This window comes from Bordetella genomosp. 6 (assembly GCF_002119705.1).
Classification (GTDB): domain Bacteria; phylum Pseudomonadota; class Gammaproteobacteria; order Burkholderiales; family Burkholderiaceae_B; genus Bordetella; species Bordetella bronchiseptica_F.
On the sequence record NZ_CP021107.1, the window covers coordinates 1,619,094 to 1,633,099 of the forward strand.

Annotated in this window: 11 protein-coding genes; 10 read left to right on the plus strand and 1 reads right to left on the minus strand. The window is 68.7% G+C overall.

The window, feature by feature from the left end:
• Positions 1–12 precede the first annotated feature (12 nt).
• Entirely contained in the window at positions 13–819 is an 807-nt protein-coding gene (locus CAL11_RS07645) for a TOBE domain-containing protein (protein WP_068927748.1), read from the minus strand.
• Positions 820–929: 110 nt separating this feature from the next.
• Between CAL11_RS07645 and CAL11_RS07650 the strand changes: the two genes are divergently transcribed.
• The 10 genes from CAL11_RS07650 (at position 930) to pgsA (ending at position 13,861) form a co-directional block, all read left to right on the plus strand.
• Positions 930–1,520 carry a DUF4136 domain-containing protein gene (locus CAL11_RS07650; protein WP_086092581.1) on the plus strand — a complete coding sequence of 197 codons (591 nt, stop codon included), beginning with the start codon at positions 930–932 and terminating at the stop codon, positions 1,518–1,520.
• Between the two features lie 10 nt (positions 1,521–1,530).
• A complete protein-coding gene (locus CAL11_RS07655) occupies positions 1,531–2,709 on the plus strand; it encodes a DUF3734 domain-containing protein (protein ID WP_033467103.1) in 1,179 nt (392 codons plus the stop codon).
• A 336-nt stretch (positions 2,710–3,045) separates the two neighbouring features.
• Positions 3,046–4,275: an efflux RND transporter periplasmic adaptor subunit gene (locus CAL11_RS07660; protein ID WP_033467101.1), complete on the plus strand. Its 1,230-nt coding sequence runs from the start codon at positions 3,046–3,048 to the stop codon at positions 4,273–4,275.
• Between the two features lie 66 nt (positions 4,276–4,341).
• A complete protein-coding gene (locus CAL11_RS07665; RefSeq protein WP_033467098.1) occupies positions 4,342–7,572 on the plus strand; it encodes an efflux RND transporter permease subunit in 3,231 nt (1,076 codons plus the stop codon).
• A complete protein-coding gene (locus CAL11_RS07670) occupies positions 7,569–9,068 on the plus strand; it encodes an efflux transporter outer membrane subunit (RefSeq protein WP_086092582.1) in 1,500 nt (499 codons plus the stop codon). The genes CAL11_RS07665 and CAL11_RS07670 overlap by 4 nt, the downstream gene beginning before the upstream one ends.
• Positions 9,065–9,811 (plus strand): pyridoxine 5'-phosphate synthase, encoded by a 747-nt coding sequence (gene pdxJ, locus CAL11_RS07675; RefSeq protein ID WP_086092583.1) that lies wholly within the window; start codon positions 9,065–9,067, stop codon positions 9,809–9,811. The genes CAL11_RS07670 and pdxJ overlap by 4 nt, the downstream gene beginning before the upstream one ends.
• 85 nt (positions 9,812–9,896) lie before the next feature.
• Positions 9,897–10,358: a holo-ACP synthase gene (gene acpS, locus CAL11_RS07680; protein ID WP_086092584.1), complete on the plus strand. Its 462-nt coding sequence runs from the start codon at positions 9,897–9,899 to the stop codon at positions 10,356–10,358.
• A 37-nt stretch (positions 10,359–10,395) separates the two neighbouring features.
• Positions 10,396–11,457, plus strand: a complete 1,062-nt coding sequence (gene nagZ, locus CAL11_RS07685) for a beta-N-acetylhexosaminidase (protein ID WP_086092585.1) — start codon at positions 10,396–10,398, stop codon at positions 11,455–11,457.
• A complete protein-coding gene (uvrC, locus tag CAL11_RS07690) occupies positions 11,420–13,249 on the plus strand; it encodes an excinuclease ABC subunit UvrC (protein ID WP_086092586.1) in 1,830 nt (609 codons plus the stop codon). Before nagZ ends, uvrC begins: the two co-directional genes overlap by 38 nt.
• A 39-nt stretch (positions 13,250–13,288) precedes the next feature.
• Positions 13,289–13,861, plus strand: coding sequence for a CDP-diacylglycerol--glycerol-3-phosphate 3-phosphatidyltransferase (pgsA, locus tag CAL11_RS07695; protein WP_003810356.1), 573 nt, complete (start codon positions 13,289–13,291; stop codon positions 13,859–13,861).
• Positions 13,862–14,006 lie beyond the last annotated feature (145 nt).

A 14,006-nucleotide genomic window follows, 5' to 3' on the forward strand; every position in this document is an offset into this window, starting at 1 on the left:
CCCCCCGGGGCCTCAGTCCAGCACGCCCAGCATCACGCTGGCGGCGTCGAACAGGGCGCAGACCGGCATGCCGGCGGCCAGCGCCAGGTCGCGCGCGCTTTCCTCGGTGACGATGGCGGCCAGCGTGCCGCCGCCGTCGAGCTCGACGATGATCTCGCTGTTGACGGCGCCCGGCCGCACCTCGGCTACCTTGCCGGGCAGCTGGTTGCGCGCCGACAGGCGCAGGCCGGGGCCGGGCAGGCCCAGCAGCACCGCCTGCGCCTTGATCAGGGCGATGGCCTGGGTGCCGGGCGCCAGGCCCAGCTCTTCGGTGCTGGCGCGGGTAATGACGGCCGCGATGCGCTGGCCGCCGGCGATGCGCAGCACGATTTCGTCGTTGACGGCGCCGGCATGGACCGCTTCGACGGTGCCCAGCAGGCGGTTGCGGGCGCTGGTCTTGAGCATGAATCGCCTCATGATGTCGATGTCGCCGGCGGCGTCCAGCCCGCCGGCGGCCAGGTGCTGGACGAAACGCTGGTGTTCGGCCTGCAGCGCCCGGAACGTGGCGATCAGGCGGCGGGCGCGGTCGGTCAGGCGCGTGCCGCCGCCGCCGCGCCCGCCGGTCGAGCGCAGCACCAGGGGCTCGCCGGCCAGGTTGTTCATGGCGTCGATGGCGTCCCAGGCGCCCTTGTAGCTCATTCCGGCGGCGCGCGCGGCCGCGCTGATCGAGCCGGTGGCCTCGATCTGGGCCAGCAGGTCGATGCGATGCTGGCCGCCCCAGGGCTGGTCGCCCGAGCGCAGCCAAAGCGCGCCGTCGAGTTGCAGGGAAGGTGCGGACATGGCGGTCTGGCCGGCGCGGCCGGCCGATGGTGGATGCAAATGAGAGTTTATTGCAAGTTGCCCCCGATCGCGGCATGATGGGCGCTCACACGTCGCTACACAGGTGAGACATGCAGATCGTCAAATTGCTTACCGCCTCGGTGGCCGCCGGCCTGCTGGCCGGTTGCGCGTCGGGGCCTACGCTACGCAGCGATTATGACCACAGCGCCAACTTCGCGCAGTACCGGACCTTCGCATTCATGTCGCCGCTGGGCACCGACCGGGCCGGCTACAGCAGCCTGCTGACCGAACGCCTGAAGCAGGCCACCCGCGGCCAGCTCGAGATGCGCGGCTACACCTATGACGACAGCAAACCCGACCTGCTGGTCAATTTCAACGGCAAGCTGCAGGAAAAAACCCAGGTGACGCCGGCGCCGCCGCCCATGGGCCCGTACTACGGCTACCGGGCCGGCTTCTACGGCGGCTGGCCCGGCTACGGCTGGGGCGACGACGTCTACCAGTACACCGAAGGCACGCTCAATATCGACCTGGTCGACGCGCGCCGCCGGCAACTGGTGTGGGAGGGCGTGGCCACGGGCGAGGTCAACGATCTCGACAAGGCGCAATCGGTGGCCAGCGTCGAGCAGGGCGTGGCGCAGATCTTCTCCCGGTATCCGTTCCGCGCCGGCAACGGCCAGCCGCAGACGCCTCCCAAACCGTAGCGGGGCGCCGATGAGCAAACGCAAGGCGCGCGGCGGCGCCCGCATGCCCGACTACGAGACGGTGGCGCTGGTGTTGCAGGGCGGCGGCGCCCTGGGCGCGTACCAGGCCGGCGTCTACGAGGGCCTGCATGCGGCAGGCATACGGCCCAACTGGCTGGCCGGCATTTCCATCGGGGGCATCAACGCGGCCATCATCGCCGGCGCTCCCGTGGACGAGCGGGTCGGGCGCCTGCGCGGCTTCTGGGAGGCCATCTGCCGGCCCACCGGGTTCGCCGGCCTGCCCTGGGGCGACGCCTGGGCGGCCCTGTTCGCCAACGCGCCGTTCGGCTTCGGTTCCAACCAGAGCAATGGCCAGCTGGCCGCCTTCAATGCGCTCACGCGCGGCCAGCCGGGGTTTTTCGAGCCGCGCTTTCCGCCGCCGTACCTGGTGCAGGGGGGCGGGGCGGCCGCGACCAGCTTCTACGACACCACGCCGCTGCTGCAGACGCTGCGCGACCATGTCGATTTCGACCTGCTCAACCGCGGCGATGTGCGGGTCAGCCTGGGCGCGGTCAACGTGCGCACCGGCAATTTCGCCTACTTCGACAGCCGCGAGACCGTCATCAGGCCCGAGCACGTCATGGCGTCCGGCGCGCTGCCGCCCGGCTTTCCCGCCATCGAGATCGATGGCGAGTTCTACTGGGACGGCGGGCTGGTGTCCAACACCCCGCTGACCAAGGTGCTGGCGGTCCATCCGATGCGCGACACGCTGGCTTTCCAGGTCGACCTGTGGCCGGCGCGCGGCCCCTTGCCCGCCAGCCTGGAAGAGGTGGCGGAGCGGCAGAAGGACATCCAGTACTCCAGCCGCACGCGCATCGTCACCGATACGTTCCGTCGCCAGCTCAAGCTGCGCCGCAGCCTGCAGCGCGTGCTCGACCGCCTGCCCCCGCGGGTGCGCAGCAGCCCCGAGCTGGCCGAGGCCCGGCGCGAGGCCTGCACGCCGCTGGTCAATGTGGTCAACCTCATCTACGAGGCCAACCAGTTCGAACGCCATTCCAAGGACTACGAGTTCAATACCGAGTCGATGCGGGAGCACTGGCGCTTCGGCCTGGCCGATATCGAACGCACCCTGGCGCAGCCAGGCGTGCTGGACAAGCCGTCGCCCGACGAGAGTTTCGTGACGCACGACATCCATCGTACGGACGACTGAGTCCGCGACCGTGCCGGGCCGTCGGAAGCCGCGCCTGCCGGGGGCGAATTCCGCCCGGCGTCGTGTCCGCCCCGCCGGGCAGGGACATGGACATTCGTACGGGGCGCTTGCCGCCGCGGCCGGCGTGGGGCGGGGCAGCCGGAACGGCCCGCGCTGTCCGCAAACGACCGTCCCATGCGCCTTTGAGGCCGGCATGCCCATCCGCCGAATGCGGGAAACCCCGGCGTTTTAACTGAAAATCGGCTACATTAACGCGTTCTCTGCGTGCCTCATGCTCGCGTGCGGCCGTCGCAATGGCGGTTGGGAGCAGCGCGCTTTTACCTCCGTGAGGAATCCATGCGTTTTTCGCCTCAGCGTGTCTCGGCTTTCGGTCTTGTTGCGACGCTTTCAGTGTTGTTGGCAGCATGCGGCGAAAAGCCCCAGTTCAATCCCGGCATGCCTCAGGTCAGCGTGATCACGGTGCAGCCGCAGCGCGCCGCGGTGGTGTCCGAGCTGCCCGGCCGCGTGGACGCGGTGCGCGACGCGCAGATCAGGGCGCGGGTGACCGGCATCGTCCAGAAGATCGCCTTCGAGCAGGGCGGCGACGTCCAGGCCGACCAGCTGCTGTTCAAGATCGACCCGGCGCCTTACCAGGCCGCCTACGACCAGGCCGCCGCGCAGCTCAAGCAGGCGCAGGCCGACCTGTTCAGCGCCAAGCTGCTGGCCGAGCGCTATGCGCCGCTGGTCAAGGCCAATGCCGTCAGCAAGCAGGAATACGACAATGCCGTGGCCCGCTACCGGCAGGCCGACGCCAGCGTGGCGGCGGCCAAGGCCAACCTGACCAATGCCAAGATCAACCTGGGCTATACCGACGTGACCTCGCCCATCAAGGGGCGCATCGGCAAGCCGCTGGTGACCGAGGGCGCGCTGGTCGAGGCGACCTCCGCCACCCAGATGGCCACGGTGCAGCAGCTCGATCCGATCTACGTCGACTTCACGCAATCCACCGCCGACCTGGCGGCGCTGCGCCGCGCGTTCGCCGCCGGCAAGCTGCAGCAGGTGGGCAAGGATGCGGTCAAGGTCCAGGTGGTGCTGGAAGACGGTTCGACCTACCCCGAAGCGGGCAAGCTGCTGTTTACCGGCGTGACGGTGGATCCGACCACCGGCCAGGTGAACCTGCGGGCCGAGGTGCCCAATCCGGACAACATCCTGCTGCCTGGCATGTATGTGCGCGTGCGGGTGGACCAGGGCGTCGACGACAAGGCGCTGCTGGTGCCGCAGCAGGCCCTGCAGCGCACCGCCGACGGCATGCAGAGCCTGATGCTGGTCAAGGACAACAAGGTCGAGCAGGTGCCGGTGACCACGGGCAGCGTGATCGACAACCAGTGGGTCATCAACAGCGGCCTGGCGGCGGGAGACGTGGTGGTGGTCGAAGGCTTCCAGAAGATCCGCCCGGGTGCGCCGGTGCAGGCTTCGCCCTGGAACAAGGGGGGCGCGGCGCCTGCCGGCCAGCAGCCCGCCGCGGGCCAGCAGCCTTCCAAGCAGGAACCCGCCAAGCAGGCGCCGGCCGCCGGCCAGCAGTCGTAAGCGGCGCGCGGCGCCCGACGGCGCCGCGTTCCCTTTTCGTGAGCATCGCTTTCAGAGTCAGCCCACATGCCGCAATTTTTTATCGATAGACCGATTTTTGCCTGGGTAGTCGCACTGTTCATCCTGCTGACAGGGATATTGGCCATTCCCAATATGCCCGTGTCGCAGTATCCGGACGTGGCGCCGCCCGCCATCACGATCACCGCGACCTATCCGGGCGCTTCCGCCAAGGAAGTGGCCGAGTCGGTCACCAGTATCATCGAGGACCAGCTCAACGGCGCCAAGGGCCTGCTGTATTACGAGTCGGTCAGCGACTCGTACGGCCAGTCGCAGATCACCGCGACGTTCGCCCCGGGCACCGATCCGGACCTGGCGCAGGTGGACGTGCAGAACCGCGTGTCCAACGTGACGGCGCAGCTGCCGGTCGCGGTGATGCAGCAGGGCCTGCAGTACGAGCAGACCAGCGCCGGCTTCCTGATGATCGTGACCCTGTCGTCCACCGACGGCACGCTGGACCAGACGGCCCTGGCCGACTACATCACCCGCAACGTCAAGAACCCGGTGTCGCGCGTGCCCGGCGTGGGCCAGTTCCAGCTGTTCGCCGCGCCGCGCGCCATGCGCATCTGGGTCGACCCGGACAAGCTGGTGGGCTTCAACCTCAGCATGGCCGAGGTCAACCAGGCCATCAGCCAGCAGAACGTGCTGATTTCGGCCGGCAGCATCGGCGCGCCGCCCAACCCGGAAAGCCAGCGCGCCACGGCCACCGTGATCGTCAACGGCCAGTTGAGCACGATCGAAGGCTTCGGCCAGATCGTGCTGCGCGCCAACACCGATGGCTCGAAGGTATTGCTGCGCGACGTGGCTCGCATCGAGGTGGGGGCGGACAACTACCAGTTCGGCGCGCGCCTGAACGGCAAGCCCACGGCGGCGTTCGCCATCGTGCTCTCGCCCGACGCCAACGCGCTGGCCACCGCCGAGGGCGTGCGCCAGCAGATGGCGTCGCTGTCGCAGTATTTCCCGTCCAACATCCGCTACGACATCCCGTACGACACCGCGCCCTATGTGAAGGTGTCGATCGAGCAGGTCATCCACACCCTGGTCGAAGCCATGGTGCTGGTGTTCCTGGTGATGTTCCTGTTCCTGCAGAACGTGCGCTATACCCTGATCCCGGCCCTGGTGGTGCCGGTGGCCATGCTGGGGGCGTTCGCGGTGATGCTGGCGCTGGGCTTCTCGATCAACGTGCTGACCATGTTCGCCATGGTGCTTGCCATCGGGATCCTGGTCGACGACGCCATCGTGGTGGTCGAGAACGTGGAGCGGATCATGGCCACCGAGGGCCTGTCGCCCAAGGAGGCGACCAAGAAGGCCATGCCGCAGATCAGCGGCGCCATCGTCGGCATCACGCTGGTGCTGGTCACGGTGTTCCTGCCGCTGGCCTTCATGACCGGCTCGGTCGGCGTGATCTATCGCCAGTTCTCGGTCGCGATGGCGGTGTCGATCTTCTTCTCGGCGTTCCTCGCGCTCAGCTTCACGCCGGCGCTGTGCGCGACGATCCTCAAGCCCATTCCCAAGGGCCATCACCAGGAAAAGAAGGGGTTCTTCGGCTGGTTCAACCGCAAGTTCGACGCCACCACCCACAACTACCAGAACTGGGTGTCGCGCATCCTGCACAAGGGCGGCCGCATGATGCTCGCGTTCGCGCTGCTGGTGGTGCTGCTGGGCTGGCTGTACATGCGCCTGCCGTCGTCGTTCCTGCCCGAGGAAGACCAGGGCTACGTGGTCAGCAACATCGAGCTGCCCACCGGCGCCAGCGCCAACCGCACCATCGAGGTGATCGAGGAAGTCGAGAACTACTTCCGCAACATCCCGGCGGTGGAGAACGTCATCACGGTGCAGGGCTACAGCTTCAACGGCAACGGCCTGAACGCGGCCATCGCGTTCACCACGCTCAAGGATTTCTCCGAGCGCAAGAGCCGTGCCGACTCGGCCGGGGCGATTGCCTTCACGGCTTTCTCCAAGCAGCTGATGGGCATCCACGACGCGCAGGTGTTCACCCTGGTGCCGCCGGCGATCTCGTCGCTGGGCAACGCCTCCGGCTTCGACTTCCGCCTGCAGGACCGCGGCGGCGCCGGCACCGAGGCGCTGGGCGCGGCCACCGCCGAGCTGATGGGCATGGCGGCCAAGAGCCCGGTGCTGTCGCAGGTGCGCATTACCGGCTTGGGGCCGGGTTCGCAGCTGAGCCTGACGATCGACCGCGACAAGGCGGCGGCGCTGGGGGTCAACTTCGACGAGGCGGCCACCCTGATCTCCACCGCGGTGGGCTCGGCCTTCCTGAACAAGTTTCCCAACATGGGCCGGATGCAGAACATCTGGGTGCAGGCCGACCAGCAGTACCGCATGCAGGTCGAGGACCTGCTCAAGCTGAACGCCCGCAACAACCAGGGCGGCATGGTGCCGCTGTCGACCTTCGTGTCGGCCAAGTGGGTGCAAGGCCCGGTCCAGGTGGTGCGCTACAACAGCTACGAGGCGGTGCGTATCGGCGGCGACGCGGCGGCGGGCTACACCACCGGCGAAGCCATGCAGGAAATGCAGGACCTGGTGGCCCGGTTGCCGCAGGGCTTCGGCTACGAATGGAACGGCCTGTCCTACCAGGAGCGGCTGGCCGGCAACCAGGCGCCCATCCTGATGGGGCTGGCGCTGCTGGTCGTGTTCCTGGTGCTGGCCGCGCTGTATGAGAGCTGGGCCATCCCGCTGTCGGTGATGCTGGTCGTGCCGCTGGGCATGCTGGGCGCCGTGGCGCTGGTGTCGGCGCTGGGCATGTCCAACGATGTGTACTTCCAGGTGGGCATGGTGACCGTGATCGGGCTGGCAGCCAAGAACGCCATCCTGATCGTGGAGTTCGCCAAGGACCAGTACGCGCGCGGGCAGGGTCTGTACGAGTCGGCGGTGGAGGCGGCGCGCCTGCGTTTCCGCCCCATCCTGATGACGTCGCTGGCGTTCATCCTGGGCGTGGTGCCGCTGGCCATCGCCACCGGCGCCGGCGCGGCCAGCCAGCGCGCCGTCGGCATCGGCGTGCTGGGCGGGATGCTCGCGGCCACCCCGTTCGCGGTGATTTTCGTGCCGACCTTCTTCGTGGTGGTGCTGGGCCTGTTCAAGACCCGGCCGCGCCTGCTGGGCGCCGAATTGCGCGCCTTCGAGGAAGAGCAGGCGGCCAAGCGCGCCGCCGAGCAACAGCAGCCGCAGGACGGCGCCGCGACGCCGGCGCCGCAGACCGGCGGTCAGGAGAACAAGGAATGATGGCCGTGATGTACAAGCGCAGTGCGCTCTCGGTGCTGGTGGCGGCCGCGCTCGCGGGCTGCTCGCTGGCGCCCGACTACAAGCGTCCCGAGGCGCCGGTGCAGGCCGATTGGCCGAGCCAGCCCAAGGTGCAGTACGGCGCCTACGCCAGCCCCACCTCGCTGGGTGAGCAGCCGGCCGCGGCGGTGGCGCCGCAGGGCGCCACGCCGGCCGACGAGATCGGCTGGCGCGAATTCTTCCGCGACGAGCGCCTGCGCAAGCTGATCGAGCTGGCCCTGGTCAACAACCGCGATCTGCGCGTGGCGGTGCAGCGCGTCGAAGAGGCGCGCGCCCAGTATGGCGTGCAGCGCGGCGCGCAGTGGCCCAGCATCGGCGCGGGCATCCAGGGGCAGCGCCAGCACCTGCCGCCCGACATGCGTCCGCTCGGCCCGGATTCGACCTCCATCTCCAGCCAGTACCAGGCCGGCCTGGGGCTGACCACGTTCGAGATCGACCTGTTCGGCCGCCTGCGCAATCTCTCCGAGGCGGCTTACCAGCAGTACCTGTCGACCGAGCAGGCGCAGCGCAGCGTGCACATCACGCTGGTCGGCGCGGTGGCGCAGTCCTACTTCAACCTGCGCGCCGCCGAGGTGCAGCTGGAGTTGACCCAGAAGACGCTGGCCTCGCGCCAGGAGTCGTACAACCTGGTCAAGACGCGCTTTGACGGCGGCGTGGCCTCCGAGCTCGACCTGAACCAATCCAAGTCGCTGCTCGACAGCGCCTCGGCCGACCTGGCGACGCTGGCGCGCGCGCGCGCGCAGGCCGCCAATGCCCTGGTGGTGCTGGTCGGGTTGCCGGGCCTGCCCGAGGACCTGCCGGCGCCGGCCGTATTCGGCCGCGACCAGCTGCTGGCCAGCGTGCCGGCCGGGCTGCCGTCCGACCTGCTGACGCGCCGGCCCGACATCCTGGCGGCGGAGAACCAGCTCAAGGCGGCCAATGCCAATATCGGCGCGGCGCGCGCGGCGTTCTTCCCGACCATCTCGCTGACCGGCCTGCTGGGCGTGGCCAGCACGTCGCTGGACACTTTGTTCAAGGGCGGGCAGGGCTACTGGAGCTTCTCGCCGTCGATCACGACGCCGTTGTTCGCCGGCGGCAGCATCCGCGAGGGCCTGAACCTGGCCAAGGCGCGCGACAACATCGCGGTGGCCCAGTACGAACAGAGCATCCAGCAAGCGTTCCGCGAGGTGTCGGATGCGCTGGCCGGCGAGGCGACCTACAGCGCGCAGCTCGATGCGCAGCGCGCGCTGCAGGTGGCGGCCGGGCGCACGCTGGAACTGTCCAACCTGCGCTACAACAATGGCATCGACAGCTATCTGCAGGTACAGACGGCCCAGGTCGACTACTTCAACGCGCAGCTCGGCCTGGTACAGACGGGGCTGGCGGCATTGATCAACCGCGTCGAGCTGTACAAGGCGCTCGGCGGCGGCTGGCAGGAATCAACCACGAAGCAACCATGATCGAACTAGGTGTCAATATCGACCATGTGGCCACGCTGCGGCAGCAGCGCCACACGGCTTATCCCGACCCCGTGCAGGCGGCGCTGCGCGCCGAGGACGCCGGCGCCGACCTGATCACGCTGCACCTGCGCGAAGACCGCCGCCACATCCAGGACGCCGATGTCTACGCCATCCGCCCCTTGCTGCGCACCCGCATGAATCTCGAGTGCGCGGTGACGCCGGAGATGCTGGAGATCGCCTGCGCGGTCAAGCCCAGCGACGTGTGCCTGGTGCCGGAAAAGCGTACCGAGCTGACGACCGAGGGCGGCCTGGATGTCGCCGGCGCGCAGGCGGCCGTTACCGACGCCGTGCAGCTGCTGGCCGAGGCCGGCATCCGGGTGTCGCTGTTCATCGATCCGGACGCGCACCAGATCGAAGCGGCCGCGCGCGCCGGCGCGCCGGTCATCGAACTGCATACGGGCGCCTACGCCGAGGCGCGCGACGATGCCCAGGCGCAGGCCCAGCTTGCGCGCGTGCGCGCCGCCGTGGCCGAGGGATTGCGCCACGGCTTGCGCGTCAATGCCGGCCATGGGCTGCACTACGGCAACGTGCAGGCGGTGGCGGCGCTCGACGGCATCGCCGAGCTGAACATCGGCCATGCCATCGTGGCCCAGTCGATCTTCGACGGCTGGGACAAGGCAGTGCGCGACATGAAGGCGCTGATGGTGCAGGCGCGCCTGGCGGCCGTGCGCGGCCACGCCTGAAGCAGGGCGGGAGCGCCCGGCGTATTATCATCACGATATCGCGTCGCGGCAGCGCCGCGCGCTCCACTGCAGGAATCCGAACCACATGAGCTCCGTTTCCGCGGCCGGCGCGACGCCGCCCGCGTCGCCCGGCTGCATCGCCGGCATCGGCATGGATCTGTTGCGCATCGAGCGTATCGAGCGCGCGCTGGCGCGCCATGGCGACCGCTTCGCGCAGAAGATCCTGGGGCCGGAGGAACTGGCCAAGTTCCAGGCACGGCGCCGGCGCGATCCGGCGCGCGGCGTGCGTTTCCTGGCCACCCGCTTTGCCGCCAAGGAGGCCTTTTCCAAGGCCATCGGGCTGGGTATGCGCATGCCCATGAGCTGGCGGCGGGTGCAGACCCTGAATGCCCCGGGCGGCAGGCCGGTGCTGGTGATCGGCGCCGAGCTGGCCGATTGGTTCGATGCGCGCTTCGGCGCGGCGCATGTGTCCATTACCGACGAGTCCGATATGGCCGCGGCCTACGTGATCGTCGAACGCAAACCGGCGTCCGACGGCCGGCCGTGAGGCCGGCGCGGCCGCCATCCCAACCGAGGCAAGAGCCATGTCCCGCAAGAAGAAATCCAAGCCCGTCCTGCCTCCCGGCCCCGTCATGGTGGATGTGGCCGGCACGACGCTGACCAAGGACGAGAAGCGCCGCCTGCGCAACCCCCTGGTGGGCGGGGTGATCCTGTTCGCGCGCAACTTCGCCGATCGCCGGCAATTGTGCGAGCTGACGCGGGCCATCCACAAGGCGCGCAAGGAGCCGCTGCTGATCGCGGTGGATCACGAAGGCGGCCGCGTGCAGCGCTTTCGCGACGATGGCTTCACCGCGCTGCCGCCCATGCAGGCACTGGGCAAGCTGTGGGACCGCGATCCGCTGGCGGCGATGCGGCGGGCGACCGAGGCCGGCTACGTGCTGGCCGCCGAGCTGCGCGCCTGCGGCGTCGATCTCAGCTTCACGCCGGTACTGGACCTCGACTACGGCGTGAGCAAGGTGATCGGCAATCGCGCCTTCCATCATGACGCGCGCGTGGTGGCCATGCTGTCGCGCGCCTTGGCGCAAGGCCTGGCGCTGGCGGGCATGGCGGCCTGCGGCAAGCATTTCCCCGGCCATGGTTTCGTGGGCGCCGATTCGCACCATGAAATCCCGGTCGATCCGCGGCCGCTCGAACGCATCCTGAAGGACGACGCGGCGCCCTACGCCTGGCTGGGCGACCTGGTCATGCCGGCCGTCATGCCGGCGCATGTGATCTATCCGAAGGTCGATGCCCATCCCGCGGGTTTTTCGCGCCGCTGGGTCAGCGAGATCCTGCGCGAGCGGCTGGGCTACGATGGGGTGGTGTTCTCCGACGACCTGACCATGGAGGGCGCCTCGGTGGCGGGCGACATCCTGGCGCGCGCCGAGGCGGCCCTGGGCGCCGGCTGCGACATGGTGCTGGTATGCAACCGCCCGGACCTGGCCGACGAGCTGCTGGAGCGGCTGCGGATCGAGCATCCGGTCGCCTCGGTCGAGCGCATCCGCCGGCTGATGCCGCGGTTTGCCGCGCCGGACTGGGACACTTTGCAGAATGACAGCCGCTATCAGCATGCCCGACGACTTCAATCTCAAATCGTTTCTGGCTGACCTGCCGCACCTGCCCGGCGTGTACCGGCATCTCGATGCCGCCGGGGAGGTGATGTATGTCGGCAAGGCGCGCGATCTCAAGAAACGCGTGTCGTCGTACTTCCAGAAGAACCTGGCCAGCCCGCGCATTGCGCAGATGGTGGCCAAGGTGGCCAGCGTGGACGTCACCGTCACGCGTTCGGAGGCCGAGGCGCTGCTGCTCGAGAACAACCTCATCAAGAGCCTGCGGCCGCGCTACAACATCCTGTTTCGCGACGACAAGTCGTATCCCTATCTGCTGATCACCGGCCACGAGTGGCCGCGCATCGCCTATTACCGCGGCGCCACCAGCAAGCGGGGACAGTACTTCGGTCCGTACCCCAACTCGTGGGCCGTGCGCGAGACCATCCAGATCCTGCAGAAGGTGTTTCGCCTGCGTACCTGCGAGGACACGGTTTTCGCCAATCGCTCGCGTCCCTGTCTGCTGCACCAGATCGGCCGCTGTTCGGCGCCCTGCGTGGGCGTGATCGAAGCCGCCGACTACGCCCATGACGTGCAGCGCGCCGTGCGCTTTCTCAACGGCGAGGCGCGCGAAGTCATGGACGAGATCGAGGCCCGCATGCTGCAGGCCTCGACCGAGCTGCGCTTCGAGGAGGCGGCGGCGCTGCGCGACCAGATGGGTTCGCTGTCCAAGGTGCTGCACCAGCAGACCATGGAAAACGTCGGCGGCGAAGATACCGATGTGATCGCCGTGGCGTCGGCCGGCGGCAAGATCTGCGTCAACCTGGCCATGGTGCGCGGCGGCCGCCACCTGGGCGACAAGCCGTTCTTTCCCACGCATGCCGAGGGCGAGCAGCCGGCCCAGGTGCTGGAGGCGTTCGTCGCACAGCATTACGCCGAGGGCGCCATGCCGCCCGTGCTGGTCTGTTCGCATGCGCTGCCCGACAGCGGGCTGGTCGGCCTGCTGGCCGAGCAGGGCGGCACCCGCGTGGCCCGGGTGCTGACCCGCCCGCAAGGCGTGCGCCGCTCATGGCTGGAGCAGGCGCAGAAAAATGCCGAGATGGCGCTGGCGCGGGCGCTGACCGAGTCGGGCGCGCGCGCCGGGCGCACCCTGGCGCTGGCCGAAGCGCTGGATCTCGATACCGACGAGGAGTCGCTCGATGCCTTGCGCATCGAGTGCTTCGACATCAGCCACACTGCCGGCGAGGCGACGCAGGCCTCGTGCGTGGTGTTCCTGCACCACGACATGCAGCCGTCGCTGTATCGCCGTTACAACATCGTGGGCATTACGCCGGGCGACGATTATGCGGCGATGCGGCAGGTGCTGACGCGCCGCTTCGGCAAGGTGGCCGACGGCGAGGCGCCCATGCCGGGGCTGGTGCTGATCGATGGCGGCAAGGGCCAGGTCGAGGTGGCCCGCCAAGTGTTCGTCGAACTCGGGCTGGATATCCAGTCCCTGGTGGGGGTGGCCAAGGGGGAGGGCCGCAAGGTGGGGCTGGAAACCCTGGTATTCGCCGACGGGCGGCCGCCCGTCGCGCTGGGCAAGGAATCGGCGGCCCTGATGCTGATCGCGCAGGTGCGCGACGAGGCGCACCGCTTCGCCATCACCGGGATGCGCGCGCGCCGCGCCAAGACGCGCAATGTCTCGCGCCTGGAGGAAATCGAAGGGGTCGGGGCGCGCCGGCGCCAGCGGCTGCTGGCGCGCTTTGGCGGGCTGTCGGGCGTCAGCTCGGCCAGCATCGAAGACCTGGCCTCGGTCGAGGGTATTTCGCAGGAATTGGCCGAGCGTATCCATGATGCGCTGCATGGCTGACATCCGCCCGCCGCGCCGGTGAGGTAGCATACGGTCACTATGCCGATAAACGTACCCATTTTCCTGACCTGGCTGCGGATCGCCATGATTCCGCTGGTGGTCGGCCTGTTCTACCTGCCCGAGAGCTGGATGTCCGTGCCCATGCGCGACACCTTCGCGGCCTGGGCGTTCATTATCGCGGCCCTGACGGACTGGTTCGACGGATGGCTGGCGCGGCGCTGGAACCAGACCTCGGCCTTCGGCGCTTTCCTGGACCCGGTGGCCGACAAGCTGATGGTCTGCGCGGCGCTGATCGTGCTGCTGGACCTGAGCCGCGTCGACGCCTTCATTTCGCTGATCATCATCGGCCGGGAAATCACCATTTCGGCGTTGCGCGAGTGGATGGCCAAGATCGGCGCCAGCGCGAGCGTCGCGGTACACCGGCTGGGCAAGTTCAAGACGGCGGCGCAGATGGTGGCGATTCCGTGCCTGCTGTACGATCAGCCGCTGTTCGGCCTGAGCAGCCGCCTGATCGGCGACGTGCTGATCGTGGTGGCGGCGGTGCTGACCGTCTGGTCGATGCTGTATTACCTGCAGCGGGCCTGGCCCGCCATCCGCGAAAAGTCGCAGTAAGCGTACGCGGCCGGGCGCAGGCCCGGGCAATACAAGAGGCGAAGCGCGCGCAGCGCGTCATTCGCCCATGGTGTGGCGGGCTGGTTTGCGGCCGCCGCGTTCTGGAGACCGCGAAGCGCCGCCGCCATCGGCGCGCCTCGCTCCT

Bases quoted from the DNA above. Each gene is read 5' to 3' on its own strand.
- CAL11_RS07645 (WP_068927748.1), bottom strand. From the start codon at position 819: ATGTCCGCACCTTCCCTGCAACTCGACGGCGCGCTTTGGCTGCGCTCG.
- CAL11_RS07650 (WP_086092581.1), top strand. From the start codon at position 930: ATGCAGATCGTCAAATTGCTTACCGCCTCGGTGGCCGCCGGCCTGCTG.
- CAL11_RS07655 (WP_033467103.1), top strand. From the start codon at position 1,531: ATGAGCAAACGCAAGGCGCGCGGCGGCGCCCGCATGCCCGACTACGAG.
- CAL11_RS07660 (WP_033467101.1), top strand. From the start codon at position 3,046: ATGCGTTTTTCGCCTCAGCGTGTCTCGGCTTTCGGTCTTGTTGCGACG.
- CAL11_RS07665 (WP_033467098.1), top strand. From the start codon at position 4,342: ATGCCGCAATTTTTTATCGATAGACCGATTTTTGCCTGGGTAGTCGCA.
- CAL11_RS07670 (WP_086092582.1), top strand. From the start codon at position 7,569: ATGATGGCCGTGATGTACAAGCGCAGTGCGCTCTCGGTGCTGGTGGCG.
- pdxJ (WP_086092583.1), top strand. From the start codon at position 9,065: ATGATCGAACTAGGTGTCAATATCGACCATGTGGCCACGCTGCGGCAG.
- acpS (WP_086092584.1), top strand. From the start codon at position 9,897: ATGAGCTCCGTTTCCGCGGCCGGCGCGACGCCGCCCGCGTCGCCCGGC.
- nagZ (WP_086092585.1), top strand. From the start codon at position 10,396: ATGTCCCGCAAGAAGAAATCCAAGCCCGTCCTGCCTCCCGGCCCCGTC.
- uvrC (WP_086092586.1), top strand. From the start codon at position 11,420: ATGCCCGACGACTTCAATCTCAAATCGTTTCTGGCTGACCTGCCGCAC.
- pgsA (WP_003810356.1), top strand. From the start codon at position 13,289: ATGCCGATAAACGTACCCATTTTCCTGACCTGGCTGCGGATCGCCATG.